Genomic DNA, 15,475 nt, shown 5'->3' on the forward strand with positions numbered 1-15,475 from the left:
TTATGGGAGAATATGCAGTTCAACGACCATTGCAACGTCCGCCGGTGCATCCGGGGGAAATCCTGCGTGAGGATGTGCTTCCCTCGCTCGGTCTTTCTGTTAGCGAAACAGCTCGTCGGCTCGGAGTATCTCGTCAGCAGTTGCACCGTATTTTAGCAGGAACCCATCCTGTCACAACGGAAATGGCCTTGAGGATCGGCAAATTTTCCGGCAACGGTCCTGGCCTCTGGCTACGTATGCAGCAAGCCTATGATTTATGGCATACCGAACACCGAATACAAGAGGAGTTGGCTCACATTGAAACAGTTGTCCGGACCTCCTGAGGGAATATCTACTCTGTTGCCAAAGCGTCGGGTGATATACCCGTACATATATAACACTCACGGAGCAACATCATGGAATGGGCTGAAGTCATAGGTAATCCCCTGTTTGCTCGCGCGCAAGGACAGGGAGAGTGTGGTGTAGATTTTATGTCCTTGGCAGGAATCTGGCAGGACAGAGATATTACTCAGGAGGCAATCCGTAAGGAAGCGTGGTAGAGACCGACTCTGGACCTGCTTTCAGCCTTTAACGAAAGAGGAGATGACGTGACGAAATTGAAAGAAAAGATTGTAAATGAAATAAATGCGATGAACATGAATGAACTGGTCGTTGTTTATGAACAGATTCAACTGCTGCAGGCCATGAAAGGGATTGCCAAACGTCCTGAAACCTCTTCTGTAGAAACAATCCTTGAGATGACCGCCTCATGTCCCGGTTCGTGGGCTGAAGTGGCTCTTGAAGAGAGGGCGGATCGTCTATGAAGAGCTATTATCTCGACACGTCTGCGCTGGTCAAAATTTATCACCGGGAAATCGGTACAGAGACGATGCTTGGACTTTATCGCGGCTCGGATACATTATTTATCTCAGAGCTTGCGAAAATCGAGCTGTTATCGACTGTGTATCGTAAATACCGTGAACACGGCATCACGCAGGAAACTCTTGAAGCCCTGGTGCAGAAGTTTGAGGATGATCTTGATCGCAGGTATCAGTTAATCAAGTTTTCCTCCTTGGTTATCGCAGAAGCTTGGGAATTCCTTCGCAGTACAGCAGAGAATCGGGGACTCAGAACCCTGGACAGTTTGCAGACGGCATTTTTTAAGACATACTGCGATTCGGCAACAATTTTTGTCAGTGCAGACACTGTTCTTGAAAATTTAGTGAGCGAAGCAGGATTTCAGACCTTGATTCCTGTGGAATAATACGACCGGAGTAAAGCTGGCTTGAGGCGATATGATGAAGACAAGAAAAAACGGAGCAACATCATGGAATGGGCTGAAGTCATAGGCAATCCCCTGTTGCAGAATCTCCCCTTCAAGATTGAGCTGAACCGCTTCGGCAAAATCCTGATGAGTCCTGCGTCTAATCAGCACGGACGCATTCAAGGCCGCATGGCAGCCAATCTCATCAACAAACTGCCCAACGGTGAGGTTATCACAGAGTGCTCTATCCAAACCTCGGAAGGCGTCAAAGTGGCTGATGTGGCTTGGGCCTCAGATGAGTTTATCCGCACTTTTGCCTACGAAACCCCATACCCCAAGGCCCCGGAAATATGCATTGAGATTGTTTCCCCGTCAAACTCCAAAGTAGAAATCTCGGGCAAAGTAAATCTTTATCTGGCAAAAGGTGCCCAAGAGGTTTGGGTGGTGTACGAGGATGGCAAAATCACGACCTACAGTCATGTCGGAGAAATCGAACAAAGTGCGTTGGCCCCTGATGCGCAAAACCTGTAAGGACAGAAAATAATGCAGCACGAACTGATCAACCAGGAACGGCTTGCCCAGACCTTTATTCGCCTTTGTGAAACCGACAGCCCCTCCCGTAAGGAAGGGCGCATGGCTGCTCTGGTCACAGAAATACTCTGCGAGCTTGGTGCAGACCCTCCCTTTGAAGATGATTCTGCCACGCAAACCGGTTCGGAATGCGGCAATTTGATTTTCCGTTTTGCAGGCGATCCAGACCTGGAACCGCTGTTCTTCAATTGCCACCTCGATACGGTGGAACCCTGCATCGGCATCAAAGTGGTGCGCAAGGATGATATTTTCACCAGCCTGGGCGACACCATTCTGGGCAGTGATGATAAATCCGGGATTGCCGCCATGATTGAGGCCCTGACTGTGTTGCGGGAGAATACGCTTTCCCATGCGCCCATGGAGTTTATCTTCACCACCTGCGAGGAGATCGGTCTGCTCGGGGCCAAGGCCCTGAACCCGAACCATATCCAGGCCAGGATGGGCTATGCCCTGGATTCCACCGGGTTTGGCAGGGTGATTGTCGGAGCACCTGCTTCAAATCGGCTTCGTATTAAGGTCAAAGGCATGGCAGCCCACGCAGGTTTAAGTCCGGAACAGGGCATTAATGCTATTACATTAGCTGGGCAGGCCCTTGCAGCCGCTCCTTGTGGCCGGATTGATGAAGAGACCACAGCTAACTTCGGCACCATTCATGGCGGGGCAGCCTCTAATATTGTTGCCGAAGAGGTGGTGATTGTGGGTGAAGTGCGCAGTCATTCCCCGGAAAAACTGGATAACCTGACCGCAGAGATTGAGCAGGCATTTTGCAAGGTGATTGATGAATGGAGTGATCCCACAGGCGAGGCCCGTGGTGTTCCGGAATTGGATTTTCAAGTCAAGCAGGATTTTCCAGCTATGCAGCTCTCGGCTGAGGATGCGGTGATTCAGCGGCTTGATGCAGCAGCAGCTCAGGTCGGTATTCCCATGGGGCATGAGATCGCTGGCGGTGGCAGTGATGCCAATATTTTTAATGGGGCTGGTCTGCCCACTGCCATTATTGCCTCCGGCATGACCCATGTTCATTCCACTGATGAGCAGGTCAGTCTTGAGGATATGAGCAACTTAACTGCCTTGGTGCTGGCCTTGGCCAGCAATTGAATAATACAATTTCAGGCAGGAGCGTAGGGGCAGGTCCCTGTGCCTGCCCATTTATTGCATGGGAACATTCAGGGCGAACACAGGGATTCGCCCCTACACGCCTTGCATACTCTTATCAGAAATACTATGTCAGTCATACTCGAACAGAATCGAACCTCAGCAGCTGAAGCCAGCACTGGACAGCAGGATGTCTTTCTACAACGCATCCCGGATGCAGTGTATCAGGAGATGGTAGAGACCTTTTCCCGGAAATATCATTTTCGCAACGGCCTGGAAAATGGTGGCAGGATGCGGCTTGCCAATTATTTTGTTGGCATCAGCGCAACCCTGGCCCGGAGTTTTAATCAATTCATCGCCGCGATTGAACAGGAAGCAACCAACGATCGCCTGCCTGCTTTTCAGCCTCCCAATGGTTTTGCCCCGCAAAAGGAGAACCTGTTACCCATAGAGCAGGGCGGTGGTTTTTCCATGGGCAGTTTTGATATGGCCGTGACCGATGATGGTCTGCGTAATATTGAGCCCCAGGCCGTTGCTACCTATCCTATCAGTGCAGCTTTGTTGAACAGGATGCTTGTGCAGCATCTGCCTGATATTGAGAAGATTGAGAATGCCTTTCTTTTTGCCGATGGTCCGCAGGTGACTTGGGATGATTTCCTGAACGTCTATCGGAACATGCTGGGCGGGGAACAGGGCGAGCCTGTTGTGCTCACAGACCGAAAGGTGCAGGAGCAAAAGACCAATTTTGAGTTTTATGCCACCCAGAAAGAGCTTGGCCTCCCCATTGATATTGTAGATGTAGAGGATTTTTACGAGCAGGACAGAGGCCTGTATTATCGGAATGCATCTGGTGCGCCGGTGCGGATCAGGCGTTTGTACAGCCGGATCATCCTGGCTGATGCCTTGTTTTTGGAAGATTATCCTGATGGTTCATCCTGGCAATACCGTTTTGATAGAGCATATAAAGAATTAAAGTTGATTAATCACCCGATCAAACAATTCCTCGTCTCCAAGCGACTGGCACCCTCTTTGGATCATCTCTATAACCCAAGCTGTTATGAACTCGCTGAGGTCGCATCCTCCTTTCGTCAGGGAATTCTGGCCTATGATGACTATGTGTGGAAGCATAAATGGGGGGCTGCTGGTCATCGTCTTTTTTTGCGTCCATCTGAGAGGGTGCTTGATGAGCTGGCTGAGGTGCTGGACGAATATATTGCCCAGAAAAAAGTGGATTATACAACCTTTATCACCGATGATGGACAGGAGAAGATCGTTGAGCTGCGCTTTATGACAGCCCGTTACAATGAGCAAACTATAACCGTGCCTATGGCCCGAATAGGACATGTGGATCGGGATCAGGCAGGACGAAAGGCCTATAAGGTTCATTTTGGTGATAATAATATGGGTGGATACGGTTTTAGTCCGGTCCTTATTTTTAATGAATAAAGCCTGTCTCGCCCCCTTGGGGGCGGGACAACAAGGCATGAAGAAAGGGAGGCAAGGAAGATGCAGATTTATGCAAACCTGGCAGAGAGCGTAGGCAAAACCCCTTTGGTGCGTCTGGGCAGGATCGGGGCGAATTGTGCAGCAGAGATCGTGGCGAAGCTGGAATCCTCCAACCCTTTGGGGAGTGTCAAGGACCGTATTGCTGTGGCGATGGTAGATACTGCTGAGAAAGACGGTCTGCTCACGCCCAAGACCACGGTGATTGAGCCTACCTCGGGGAATACCGGTATTGGGCTGGCCTTTGTCTGTGCTGCCCGTGGCTATCGATTGATCCTGACCATGCCGGAAACCATGAGCGTGGAACGACGGAAGCTCCTTGCCTATCTCGGGGCAGAATTAGTCCTGACACCAGGGGCTGGAGGCATGAAAGGGGCTATTGGCCAGGCAGAAGAACTGCTGGAAGAGCATGCGCCAAGCTGGATGCCCAATCAATTTGCCAACCCAGCCAATCCAGCCATGCATCAGCGGACAACCGGGCCAGAGACCTGGGAGCAGACGGACGGGACCGTGGATATTCTGGTTGCCGGGGTAGGGACTGGAGGTACCATCACTGGAGCAGGGCGTTTTCTCAAAGAACAGAATCCGGATATTCAGGTGGTGGCTGTGGAACCAGTTGATTCACCGGTTCTGTCTGGTGGGCAGCCTGGGCCTCATAAGATTCAGGGGATTGGAGCCGGTTTTGTGCCGGAAATTCTGGATCAGTCTCTGCTTGATGAAATTGTGCAGGTAACAAATGAGGAGGCCATGCAGGCCGCCCGATGTCTTGCCAGGCAAGAGGGGATTCTCTGCGGAATATCTTCCGGTGCGGCAGCAGCTGCTGCCTTGAAAATAGGGGGCAGGGCAGAAAATCAGGGGAAACGGATTGTGGTTATGTTGCCCGATACAGGTGAACGTTATTTGAGCACGGAGCTGATGAAACTTGCATGAACACATATCAGTCTTTTTCCTCTTCTTTGCTGTGGGCCACATTCAGGAGGTCATTAACTAACCCCTGCATCCTGGCTGCTGAGTCACGGATAGCATGGAGATGTTTGTCCTGTTCCCGGCGTACCTCGGGATAGTTTTCATCAGAGAGCAGCTCTGACATGGAGATGATAAACCCCAAAGGGTTTTTCAGATCATGGGCAGCCATACGGAGAAAACGATTTTTGAGACGATCCAGCTCCAATAAACGGTCATTGGCCTCTACCAGACGTTTGCCCACCGCTATACGACTTTGCAGTTCACCAACATGGACAGGCTTGCTCAGGAAATCATGGGCACCTTGATCAAGGGCGTGGACAGCATCCTCCTTATCTGACTTACAGGTCAAAAGGATGGTGTAGGTTAACTGTTCATTGGGGTTATCCTGCAAACGGGAGCAGATTTCCACTCCGTCAAGACCAGGCATCATCCAGTCCAGTACTGCTATTCTGGGTGGGTCCTGGCTGCGGAGAATGGTCATCGCCTCTAAGCCATCCCTGGCCTCGACAACCGTGTATCCCCATTTTGTGACACAGGTTTTGAGGAGGGTTCTGGTTGAGATTTCGTCGTCAGCGATGAGAAGTTTCATGAGAGAAATATTGGTTACAAGACAAGGTCAAGGGGCAGGTGTCTCTGACGACATTCAGCTGCTCCACAGCTTTTTGAAAACAGAGAGTACATGTAAATAGTAAAGGAAGCGCATTGCGAAGTCAATAAGAAGAACTCCTGGATTGTGCGATAACAAGGTATCGTTTCAGCAGGCCTTTTATGCTACCCGGCAGGATATCGTTTGTTTTTACATGAAGGAGAGGAATGGAAAATTTTAACAAACTCCGATTTGGAACCGTGTATTTCAGAAGTGCTGGTAGAGGTCTTGTTGTGTTTTTTGTTACTGTGGCAATATATTGTGTACCAGGAAGAGTAACTGGAATATACCTGTTGGTTTCGCAATAATTTGCTTTCCCTTCACGAACCGATTATTCTTCGTAAAAAATATCCTCTTGGTATAATTTTTGTCTCTCTCCAGAGGGGCCATAGGAATCAAGCATGAAAAGGTTTTATGGAACACAAGAAACGTATTTCCGTTGTTATCCCTGCTTATAATCACGAAAAATTTATTGGTGCGGCTGTGGATTCCGTGCTCAGCCAGACCTGGGAAAACCTGGAATTGATCGTGGTTGATGATGGGTCCACCGATAAAACCGGGGAGCTTGTTCAAGCCTACACAGATCCTCGTTTATCGTATTATTATCAGGAAAATCAGGACGCTTTTAATACCATTAACCGGGGAATGAGTCTGGCCCAAGGCGAGTATATTGCGATCCTGAATTCCGATGATATCTATGCCAAAGATCGGTTGGAAAAACTTGTGGCGCATCAGCAGGCAAGCAATGCGGCCTGTTTATTTACTGATGTTATTCCCATCTGCGATGCAGGTACGGTATTTACAGACCCGGAATTTGGTTGGAATAGCTGGCATCATAAAAATCGGAACTGGTATTTTGCCTGCGAAGATCTGTATACAGCTTTTCTCAAGGGCAATTTAATGGTAACCACATCAAATCTGTTTATGATCGCAGAGGCTGTACATCGGGTCGGCAAATTTTGTTCTCTGCGTTACCTGCATGATTATGATTATATCTTCAGGATGATGCTGGCCTTTCCTGATCAGGTGCATTATGTAGCTGATGAACAACTCCTCTATTACCGCATCCATGATGGCAATACTCTTGGGGAGGCAGCGATTATTGGGCGGCAGCAGGATATACAGGTCATTCAGAAATACATGCTGGCAGCCCTACCCGGAGAATCAAGAATGATAGCCTCCGCAGGGACAAAGCGTCTGTTAGAGCTGCGGGATGAGCTGGAGCAGGTGCAAGGGGAACTGGCGGGTCAGGCTGAACCCAGTGTGCGGGAACAGGGGCGTCTGTTGTTTTCGGCAATCAAATACAAGCTGCGTAAAAAACTGCGCTGATTACAGAAGAGAGGAGGTACAGATGGAATGGAATCAGGTTCTCGAACACCCGTCTCTGCAAAATATACCGTTTAAGATAGAACTTGATGAGTGGGGGAAAATTGTGATGACACCGGCATCGAATCTGCACGGCAATCTTCAGGTGAAAATTGCTCTGAAGCTCATGCAATGCACAAAAGAAGGCGAGGTCTCTGCCGAAATCAGTATTCAGACCTCAAAAAACGTCAAAGTAGCGGACGTTGCCTGGGCTTCCGCTGAGTTTATCGCCCAACACGGTTTTACAACACCGTATAGTATGGCACCGGAGATATGTGTTGAAATTATCTCACCCGGAAACATGAAAGGAGAGATGGCGGAAAAAAAAGAGCTGTATCTTGCCAAAGGGGCAAAGGAAGTATGGTTCTGCGATGAGAACGGTGACATGGAGTTCTTTAGCTATAAAGGCAGGATTACGGAGTCAAAGATATGCCCTGAGTTTCCTGCGAATATTTATGCGTGATTATTTGATTATTTTAATATGCAGCGAAAAAAACATCTTGAGCAGCTCAAGAAAGAACAATTTGATATTCTGGTGATCGGCGGCGGCATTACCGGGGCCTGTATTGCCCATGATGCGGCTTTGCGTGGTTTTTCCGTAGCTTTGATCGAACGTCAGGATTTTGGTGGTTTTACTTCCTCTGCTTCCTCAAAATTGCTGCATGGAGGTATTCGCTATCTGCCCATGGGACAGGTCTGGAAGGTGAGGGAATCTGGCCGTGAGCAGATGATCTTTCAGCAGCTTGCGCCTCATCTTGTCAGCTGGAAACCCTTTTTGATTCCCACAGAGCATGGTTTGAGTCTGACCAAGGGGGCCTGGGCCCTCAAAACAGCAATGAAGCTCTACGGCCTTTGTCATTTTGGGCTGAAGGATTTGTTGGATAATCCGGCCAGAAAGCCACCACAGGGGCCATTTCTTGGTGTTGAAGAAGCCTTGGCCGCAGCTCCTCAGCTGAACAGTATAGAGCGGTTAAGCGGTGCCCAGGTGCTCTTTGAATCACATATGCACAGCTCTGAGCGGATGACCCTGGCTTTTCTCAAGACTGCGGTCAGCAATGGTGCAAGGATGGCAAATTATGTGGAGGCTGAACAGTATCTGAGTTCGGCTGGTCGGATTGAGGGCGTAGTTGTACGTGACGCCCTGACTGATGAGCAGTTTTCCCTGCGAGCACGTCTGACCATTAACTCAGCAGGCCCGGCGACCCAGGCCCTGAATCGTTCCGTGCCTGGTCTCCAGCTTCGGATGAAGAAAGAACTCACCGGCTTTGCCCGAGGCGTCCATCTGGTGACCCGTCAGGTCCATCCGGAATACGCCTTAGCCCTGACCACCCGTAAGAAAACTGAGGGTTTTGTTACCAGAGGCGGGCGGCATTTTTTCATCATCCCTTGGCGTGGCCGCTCTCTCATCGGCACCACCAACGTACCCTTCAAAGGAACCTTTGATCAGGTCAGGGTGACGCAAAAGGATATTGATGATTTTCTTGTTGATATCAACGAGGCCCTGCCGGATTTGCATCTCACCCGACAGGATGTCCATTATGCCTATACTGGCTTGTATCCTCTTATAGTGCGTAATATTGAAGAGGATAAATATCAGGGAACCGGTGAGTACCAGCTGGTGGATCATGAAGCTACAGACAAGACGCCAAGGCTCATTACCTCTTTGGGTGCTAAATTCACCACGGCCAGGAATGTGGCGGAAAAGACTGTTGATTTGGCTGCACAAAAGTTCAGCGAGCAGAAGAAGCCCTGCGGTACAGTTGCAACGCCCCTGTTGGAGGGAACTATTGCTGACCTACCTGCTTTTATTGAAGAGAAACAGGCACAATATAAGGATCTGCTTTCCGCTGAGACTGTAGAGCATCTGATCCGTTATCATGGGACAGAGATTGATCGAATGATGAATCTGGCCGTTGGTCGTCCTGAACTCCTGCAACCTCTTTCTTCCAAACTTTCTACCCTTGCGGTGGAGGTGTTCTACGCTGTGCAAGAGGAAATGGCAATGCATCTGGATGATGTTTTTTTTCGCCGTACCGGTGCCGGAACCATTGGCCAGCCCGATGAGATAACCTTGGAACAAGCTGCCGGCCTGATGGCTGCTGAACTCGGGTGGAGTGAGGACCAGAAGCACGAAGAAAAGAGCAAGGTGCTTGCCCGTTATGAGTATGGAGATAATGACGGGCAACGTAGTACAGAGTGAGCAGAATGAGCAGAGTGTGTGAGGATGAGTAATCAGAACCTTGAGCAGCATAAAACTGTGCTGCACATTGCTCCCACCCCGTTTTTTGCCGACCGGGGTTGCCATATCCGGATCCGTAACGAGGTGGAGGCCCTGGCTTCGTATCCGTACCGGATCATTATCTGTACCTACCATCATGGCAATGATGTGGAGGGGATGGATATCCGGCGTATTCTTTCAGTGCCTGGTTATACCAAATTGGATGCGGGTTATTCGCCCTTTCGTTTTCTGGCCGATTTTTTACTCTTCTTTCTCGTTCTGAAAACAACGTGGCAGGAACGCCCCTCTCTGCTCCATTGCCACCTCCATGAAGGAGCCCTGATAGGCTGGGCTGTGAAACTCTGTCTGTTCCGGAGAAAGATCAAGGTGCTGATGGATATGCAGGGCAGTCTTTCCGGGGAACTGGCTGCCTATAAGGCCTTTGATAGCTTCTCCTTTCTCTTGAAGTTTTTTCGTGCTGTTGAAGGGATTATCTGCCGGATGCCGGATTTCTTTTTCTGCTCTTCCCAACAGAGCTGTCAGGTGCTGCAAAAGGAGTTTCAAGTGCCAACGGAGAAGATTCAGTTGCTGCAGGATATTGTTCCTGATGCTTTTTTTCAGACCTCTGCATCAGAGCAACTCCGGTCTGTTCGTTTTCAGGGGCTGATTCCCCAGGGAAAGCAGGTAATCCTGTATACTGGCTCTTTATTACCGGGAAAAGGGATGCAGCATATCCTGGAAGCCATGAGGATTCTTTGTGCTCACCGTGACGATCTTTTTTTTGTCCTGGTCGGTTACCCCCTGGAACCTGCAGAAGCGTACATCCGCCAGCATAAGCTGGAGTCATCCTGTCTGCTGCCGGGTCAGGTGGCCTATTGTGATCTGAGCGACTGGTTGGCCGTAGGTGATCTTGCCCTGGAACCCAAGGAGGCAGATTCCGGGGAGGCCAGCGGGAAGCTGCTCCATTATATGGCTGCCGGATTACCGGTGGTCTGTTTCGCCACAGAAAACAACCGAAAAATGTTGAGCGAAGCTGGCTATTATGCACCTTCCTGTGATGGGCAGGGATTGGCGACTGGCATAGAAGCAGCCCTTGCTGATGGAGCGCAGGCCAGCAGACGGGGAGAGCAGGGGCGGGAACAGGTTCAGAGTCAGTATTCCTCAGCTGTTGTGGGGCAGGTTCTTCATGAGGTATACAGGCGGTTTATCCATCCTTCAACCAACATCTCAGGTTAACAGAGATGGTTTTCAGCTCTGTTACCTTTCTTTTTCTTTTTCTGCCGGTTGTCCTGGTCGGTTATCTCTGTGTCGGCAGGAAAGGACGTAATCTGTTTTTGCTTTTATCCAGTCTTGTCTTTTATTTCTGGGGTGAGCAGCTCTTCGTCTTTGTCATGCTTGCCTCTATTGCGATGAATTATATCTTTGGCCTTCTTTTGGACCGAGTAGGGAGACAAAGAAGCAGATCCGGCAAGATCTTACTGGCAGCCGCTCTTACTGCCAACCTTGGTATGCTCGGCTTTTTCAAGTATGCAAATTTTGCCGTGGATAACCTTAATATGTTACTCGGCCAGCTTGATATACCTCTTATCCATCTCAGCGATGTGCATCTTCCTATAGGTATTTCCTTTTTTACCTTTCAAGCGATGTCCTATCTTGTTGATCTGTACCGTCGGAAATGCAGGGCGCAAAAAAATCCGCTCTATCTCGGGCTGTATATCTCTCTTTTTCCCCAACTCATTGCTGGGCCTATTGTTCGCTACCGTGATATTGCGGAGCATATAAAAAAACGTACAGTTGGTCTGCATGATTTTGCCTGTGGCACAGAACGATTTATTTTCGGTTTAGGAAAAAAAGTCCTGATCGCCAATCCCATGGGCTTGATGGCGGATCATATTTTCGGTATGCAAATGCATCTGCTTTCAACCGGCACGGCCTGGCTGGGTGTTGTCTGTTATACCTTGCAGATTTATTTTGATTTTTCAGGATATTCAGACATGGCCATCGGCCTTGGGCGCATGTTCGGGTTTCACTTTCTGGAGAATTTTAATTATCCCTATATCAGTCGGTCTATTCGTGAATTTTGGCGGCGCTGGCATATTTCTTTATCAACCTGGTTCAGGGATTACCTTTATATTCCCTTAGGGGGCAACCGACACGGCAGTTTGCGGACGGCTTTGAATTTGTTATTAGTTTTCTTGCTTTGCGGTCTTTGGCATGGTGCGAGTTGGAATTTCATCCTTTGGGGCCTGATGTACGGTTTTTTTCTGGTTGCAGAACGGGGGTGTTGGGGCCGGATCGTAACCGGTATGCATCCGATTGGGCAGCATTGTTATACCCTGCTGGTGGTGATCAATGGCTGGGTATTTTTTCGCCTCGAGCAATTAACAGAGGCAGGTTCTTATTTCTCTGTTATGTATGGTTTGTCGGGAGCAGAGAGGATGCATCCTCGCATCAGTATGGACTGTAATGCGTTATTTATCTGTTCATTTGTAGCCGGTATTCTGCTCAGTCTCCCGTTGTATCCCTGGCTGCGGACATACTGGAGGGCTTGGATGCAAGAAAAATACCTTGCCGCCGTATCTGTGCAGGTTGTAAAGCTGGGTTTCATCTTGACGGTTTTGTTGCTTTCAGCCGGATCAATTTCTGTTGGAGCGTATAATCCTTTTATCTATTTTAGATTCTAAGATCATGAGCTTTACGAGACGAGTTTATCCGGCAGCAGTTTCTGGCATTTTTTTGCTTTTTCTCCTCTTGCCCTTTTGTCTGTTTATGGTAGGCCCGCGTAAGGAAATTTCAGAAGCGGAAAAACGAAAGCTTGCTGTTTTTCCCGAGATAGTTCCGACCATGACCGGATTGACTGAATTTCCGAAGAAATTTGATGCATTTTACAGGGATCATTTCGGGTTGCGTGATAACCTCATCAGATTATATAACCTTCTTTCTTTGAAGATTTTTCATGTATCACCTTCTGATTTTGTTCTTAAAGGAAAGGAAGGCTGGTTTTTTTATATTGGCGAAGGGGTGTTTGATGATTTTAGCCGGATGGAGCATATTGATCAGATCTCCCTTGAACAACATGCTGCAACACTGATTGACCGGCGGAATTGGCTTGCCAGTTTTGGCGTGAGATATCTTTTTGTTCCGGTTCCTAATAAAATTTTTCTCTATGATGAATATCTCCCTGACAGAGTGCAAGGTGTCAGAGGAATGAATTTTTACGAGCAATTTACCGCTTTTTTAGAGCGAGAGATTTTTTTTGAGGATTTTATAAATCTTTATCCCGTATTACGAGACAATAAACAGGCAGAGCGGCTTTATTTTAAAACCGATACCCATTGGAGTAATGCCGGAGCCTTGCTGGCTTTTAATCAGATTATGAAGCGATGTTCTGATTGGTTTCCTGAAGAGAGTGCATCTGTGATTGAGAAAGAGATTGAGCGGGAGAATGTAACGTTTTCAGGTGATTTGGCTCGGCTTATGCATCAGGAAGGAGAAGTGACGGAACAGGTTGATGTTTTTAAGATAAAGAAACCCTGCGCTGAGAAAAAAAATACTCATCCCTCCCCGACCTCGCAGTATTTGCAGGAAGCTGATATTTCTGCTTCGAGACTACCCACTGAAAATGGCTGTCTGGATAAGACTTTGACAGCTCTTATTGTGCATGATTCCTTCGGTATTCCTCTTCAACGATACTTTAACGAACGCTTCAAACGTGTTATTTATTCTCGACAGATTAAGCTTGATAAGCTGCAGAAGTTGATAGTCGGAGAGCGACCCGACATTGTTATCGAAATATGGGTAGCGAGGAATCTCGGCAGAGCACTTGCCCCGAATCCGGCTGAATGGACGACTAAAGTGCTTGAGGAGCAATATGCGGCGTCCGAGACAGTACGTATGCGTATAGACGGGTCATTGGATTTACAAAGGATCTCCTTGCGTAACCATGTCAGTTTGGAACGCCATGCTGATGGATTGCTGATCCATGCGCACGGTAACGATCCGTTTTTTGTGCTTCCGTTCACGCCCCCGGAAAAGCCTGAACGCTATTTGGTTGAAGTTGAAGTAGATGCTCCACAGAACACTACCTTTGCCTTGTATTTTACCATTGGAGAAAATACCAGGGATATAGCACCACAACAAGTGGTGGAGCAGAAAATACATAAAGGAAAAAACCGGTTGCTCTTGCGCTTACCTCATCCAGATGTTCGTGGTTTGTTGCGTATTGATCCTGGCAAAAAGGCGGGTAACTATCTCCTTCGTTCTCTGACAGTGAAGGGTGTTGCTCATTAAGGTGAGTAGATTTTTTTTTTGCACGTTCTGTATGATGATGACGAAACAAGACCCCACCAAAAGAAGCCCTCAACCCGAGCATGAAACCAAGTTTGTTTTTCATAATATCCAGGCCCCGACCCTGATTCGCTGGTTACAACTACGTTGTCTGCCAGACCCGAATTTTCCAACAGGGATTATCTCAAGTATTTATTATGATACCAAGGATTGGTTGCTTCTCTATGAAAAATTTAATAGCGATTATTATAAGACCAAATTCAGGGTTCGTTGGTATGAAGGGATTGGGCATGATGTGTTTGGTGAAAACAGGGTAAACGAATCCCCTCCTGATTGTTCTTTTGTGGAGGTTAAGTACAAGATCGGAGCCACCCGTGAAAAGATGCGTTTTGCAAGCAGATATACGGGCAAGGAACTTGCTGCTAAACCATTAAGCGACCCTGATTTGCTGGAATTACAACAACAGGCCCGGAAAAAGGGGGCCAGGATTCCCTTCTCGCTTTACCCGGCCTTTCAAATACAGTACAAACGACGCAGGTTTCTTGAGCCAAACACCCGTTGCCGGGTATGTATTGATTATGATATCCAGGCCCCACGGGTGAATGGTCAAATGTTGACCTCTGCCAAGCCCCAGGCTGTTCTCAATACCGGAGTTGTTGAGGTAAAGGGTCATATTGCTGATTTGCCAGGTAGTCTGCACCAACTTACAGCCCTTGGCTGTCGTAAACAGGCTTTTTCAAAATACGGCAGCTGCTATGCATTATTAACAGGGTTGTTTTTTTAAAAAAGAGTATTCCCCGCTGTAAGGGCGAAAGGATGAATAAATAATAAGGAGACATACGTGGAAGAGTTACTCACATCCCTTTCCGGTTTTGGCAGCAATAGAATGGAACAGGTAGGTTTTTTGCCGTTCTTATTTTTAATGCTGATTTCGTTGCTCAGCTCTGTCTTTATTTCGTTTTTATACACAAGGTTTTACAGTGTACGGGCAACGGGCAGTCAGGTGCATCGGGCCTTTCCACTCATCGGCATCTCTATTACAGCTATTTTTATCAGTATTCAGTTCTCCCTGCCCCTCTCCCTGGGCTTGCTTGGGGCCTTGTCCATTGTTCGTTTTCGTACCCCTATTAAAGAGCCTGAAGAGATCGGCTTTATCATGCTGGTTGTTGCCTCATCCCTTTGCTGTTCCACCTTTAATCTCTCGTTTTTGGCGATCTTATTGATTGTTTGCGTGATTGCCCTGCTGGGAATGCAGTATTTTCAGCGGATTTTTAAAGGCGCAATGAATGATGGCATCATTATTCTGACCTTGGCCTCAGATGACTTTCAGGAAAAGAGCAGCTTTATTTTCCAGACACTGAAAGAGGAGATCCCACAAGGACGGATTGACAGTATTACAGATAATAATGGCGAGACGGTTATTTCTTATAACTTTATCCGGATGGAGCAGGAAGCTTTTCTGCAATTGCAGGCTAAGCTGAAAAACGGACAGCACGATGGGGTTGGTTCGATCGGGGCAAATATGTTCTATAATAAACAGGGAGCAATTTAGGCCTGTTGG

At 48.1% G+C, this 15,475-nt stretch carries 17 protein-coding genes; 16 read left to right on the forward strand and 1 reads right to left on the reverse strand.

Translation table 11 applies throughout. From position 1 onward, the window contains the following. Nucleotides 1-2 precede the first annotated feature (2 nt). The 8 genes from L2082_RS00875 (at nucleotide 3) to cysK (ending at nucleotide 5,362) form a co-directional block, all read left to right on the forward strand. Nucleotides 3-323 (forward strand): HigA family addiction module antitoxin, encoded by a 321-nt coding sequence (locus L2082_RS00875; protein ID WP_446008040.1) that lies wholly within the window; start codon nucleotides 3-5, stop codon nucleotides 321-323. A 72-nt stretch (nucleotides 324-395) separates the two neighbouring features. Further along, nucleotides 396-539 carry a hypothetical protein gene (locus L2082_RS00880; protein WP_446008041.1) on the forward strand — a complete coding sequence of 48 codons (144 nt, stop codon included), beginning with the start codon at nucleotides 396-398 and terminating at the stop codon, nucleotides 537-539. A 48-nt stretch (nucleotides 540-587) separates the two neighbouring features. After that, nucleotides 588-803 (forward strand): hypothetical protein, encoded by a 216-nt coding sequence (locus L2082_RS00885; protein ID WP_446008042.1) that lies wholly within the window; start codon nucleotides 588-590, stop codon nucleotides 801-803. Continuing rightward, nucleotides 800-1,243: a type II toxin-antitoxin system VapC family toxin gene (locus L2082_RS00890; protein ID WP_446008043.1), complete on the forward strand. Its 444-nt coding sequence runs from the start codon at nucleotides 800-802 to the stop codon at nucleotides 1,241-1,243. The genes L2082_RS00885 and L2082_RS00890 overlap by 4 nt, the downstream gene beginning before the upstream one ends. 63 nt (nucleotides 1,244-1,306) lie before the next feature. Further along, nucleotides 1,307-1,774, forward strand: a complete 468-nt coding sequence (locus L2082_RS00895) for a Uma2 family endonuclease (protein WP_446008044.1) — start codon at nucleotides 1,307-1,309, stop codon at nucleotides 1,772-1,774. 12 nt (nucleotides 1,775-1,786) lie between these two features. Beyond that, nucleotides 1,787-2,932 (forward strand): M20/M25/M40 family metallo-hydrolase, encoded by a 1,146-nt coding sequence (locus L2082_RS00900; RefSeq protein WP_446008045.1) that lies wholly within the window; start codon nucleotides 1,787-1,789, stop codon nucleotides 2,930-2,932. Between the two features lie 126 nt (nucleotides 2,933-3,058). After that, nucleotides 3,059-4,375, forward strand: a complete 1,317-nt coding sequence (locus L2082_RS00905) for a hypothetical protein (protein WP_446011355.1) — start codon at nucleotides 3,059-3,061, stop codon at nucleotides 4,373-4,375. Between the two features lie 60 nt (nucleotides 4,376-4,435). Beyond that, a complete protein-coding gene (gene cysK / locus L2082_RS00910; RefSeq protein WP_446008047.1) occupies nucleotides 4,436-5,362 on the forward strand; it encodes a cysteine synthase A in 927 nt (308 codons plus the stop codon). Nucleotides 5,363-5,369: 7 nt separating this feature from the next. Here the strand turns inward: cysK and L2082_RS00915 are convergent, their stop codons facing one another. Continuing rightward, a complete protein-coding gene (locus L2082_RS00915; RefSeq protein ID WP_446008048.1) occupies nucleotides 5,370-5,987 on the reverse strand; it encodes a hybrid sensor histidine kinase/response regulator in 618 nt (205 codons plus the stop codon). Between the two features lie 471 nt (nucleotides 5,988-6,458). Here L2082_RS00915 and L2082_RS00920 point away from each other — a divergent pair, with 471 nt between their 5' ends. Genes L2082_RS00920 through L2082_RS00955 form a run of 8 tightly spaced genes read left to right on the forward strand, consistent with a single transcriptional unit; the run spans nucleotide 6,459 to nucleotide 15,466 of the window. Then, nucleotides 6,459-7,373: a glycosyltransferase family 2 protein gene (locus tag L2082_RS00920; protein ID WP_446011356.1), complete on the forward strand. Its 915-nt coding sequence runs from the start codon at nucleotides 6,459-6,461 to the stop codon at nucleotides 7,371-7,373. A 22-nt stretch (nucleotides 7,374-7,395) separates the two neighbouring features. Continuing rightward, entirely contained in the window at nucleotides 7,396-7,872 is a 477-nt protein-coding gene (locus tag L2082_RS00925; protein WP_446008050.1) for a Uma2 family endonuclease, read from the forward strand. Between the two features lie 18 nt (nucleotides 7,873-7,890). Next, nucleotides 7,891-9,609, forward strand: coding sequence for an FAD-dependent oxidoreductase (locus L2082_RS00930; RefSeq protein ID WP_446008051.1), 1,719 nt, complete (start codon nucleotides 7,891-7,893; stop codon nucleotides 9,607-9,609). A 24-nt stretch (nucleotides 9,610-9,633) separates the two neighbouring features. After that, entirely contained in the window at nucleotides 9,634-10,863 is a 1,230-nt protein-coding gene (locus tag L2082_RS00935) for a glycosyltransferase family 4 protein (RefSeq protein ID WP_446008052.1), read from the forward strand. A gap of 5 nt (nucleotides 10,864-10,868) precedes the next feature. Continuing rightward, the gene (locus tag L2082_RS00940) at nucleotides 10,869-12,311 is read left to right on the forward strand and encodes an MBOAT family O-acyltransferase (protein ID WP_446008053.1); all 1,443 of its coding nucleotides are present in this window, start codon (nucleotides 10,869-10,871) and stop codon (nucleotides 12,309-12,311) included. 4 nt (nucleotides 12,312-12,315) lie between these two features. After that, entirely contained in the window at nucleotides 12,316-13,917 is a 1,602-nt protein-coding gene (locus tag L2082_RS00945) for an alginate O-acetyltransferase AlgX-related protein (protein WP_446008054.1), read from the forward strand. Between the two features lie 31 nt (nucleotides 13,918-13,948). Further along, nucleotides 13,949-14,698, forward strand: a complete 750-nt coding sequence (locus L2082_RS00950) for a VTC domain-containing protein (protein ID WP_446011357.1) — start codon at nucleotides 13,949-13,951, stop codon at nucleotides 14,696-14,698. Between the two features lie 57 nt (nucleotides 14,699-14,755). Next, complete coding sequence (locus L2082_RS00955) at nucleotides 14,756-15,466, forward strand: DUF4956 domain-containing protein (protein WP_446008740.1); 711 nt, start codon at nucleotides 14,756-14,758, stop codon at nucleotides 15,464-15,466. The last annotated feature ends 9 nt before the right edge of the window (nucleotides 15,467-15,475 follow it).

The sequence above is a fragment of the Candidatus Electrothrix sp. genome, assembly GCF_052785085.1.

Bases quoted from the DNA above. Each gene is read 5' to 3' on its own strand.
- L2082_RS00875 (WP_446008040.1), top strand. From the start codon at position 3: ATGGGAGAATATGCAGTTCAACGACCATTGCAACGTCCGCCGGTGCAT.
- L2082_RS00880 (WP_446008041.1), top strand. From the start codon at position 396: ATGGAATGGGCTGAAGTCATAGGTAATCCCCTGTTTGCTCGCGCGCAA.
- L2082_RS00890 (WP_446008043.1), top strand. From the start codon at position 800: ATGAAGAGCTATTATCTCGACACGTCTGCGCTGGTCAAAATTTATCAC.
- L2082_RS00895 (WP_446008044.1), top strand. From the start codon at position 1,307: ATGGAATGGGCTGAAGTCATAGGCAATCCCCTGTTGCAGAATCTCCCC.
- L2082_RS00900 (WP_446008045.1), top strand. From the start codon at position 1,787: ATGCAGCACGAACTGATCAACCAGGAACGGCTTGCCCAGACCTTTATT.
- L2082_RS00905 (WP_446011355.1), top strand. From the start codon at position 3,059: ATGTCAGTCATACTCGAACAGAATCGAACCTCAGCAGCTGAAGCCAGC.
- cysK (WP_446008047.1), top strand. From the start codon at position 4,436: ATGCAGATTTATGCAAACCTGGCAGAGAGCGTAGGCAAAACCCCTTTG.
- L2082_RS00915 (WP_446008048.1), bottom strand. From the start codon at position 5,987: ATGAAACTTCTCATCGCTGACGACGAAATCTCAACCAGAACCCTCCTC.
- L2082_RS00920 (WP_446011356.1), top strand. From the start codon at position 6,459: ATGGAACACAAGAAACGTATTTCCGTTGTTATCCCTGCTTATAATCAC.
- L2082_RS00925 (WP_446008050.1), top strand. From the start codon at position 7,396: ATGGAATGGAATCAGGTTCTCGAACACCCGTCTCTGCAAAATATACCG.
- L2082_RS00930 (WP_446008051.1), top strand. From the start codon at position 7,891: ATGCAGCGAAAAAAACATCTTGAGCAGCTCAAGAAAGAACAATTTGAT.
- L2082_RS00935 (WP_446008052.1), top strand. From the start codon at position 9,634: ATGAGTAATCAGAACCTTGAGCAGCATAAAACTGTGCTGCACATTGCT.
- L2082_RS00940 (WP_446008053.1), top strand. From the start codon at position 10,869: ATGGTTTTCAGCTCTGTTACCTTTCTTTTTCTTTTTCTGCCGGTTGTC.
- L2082_RS00945 (WP_446008054.1), top strand. From the start codon at position 12,316: ATGAGCTTTACGAGACGAGTTTATCCGGCAGCAGTTTCTGGCATTTTT.
- L2082_RS00950 (WP_446011357.1), top strand. From the start codon at position 13,949: ATGATGATGACGAAACAAGACCCCACCAAAAGAAGCCCTCAACCCGAG.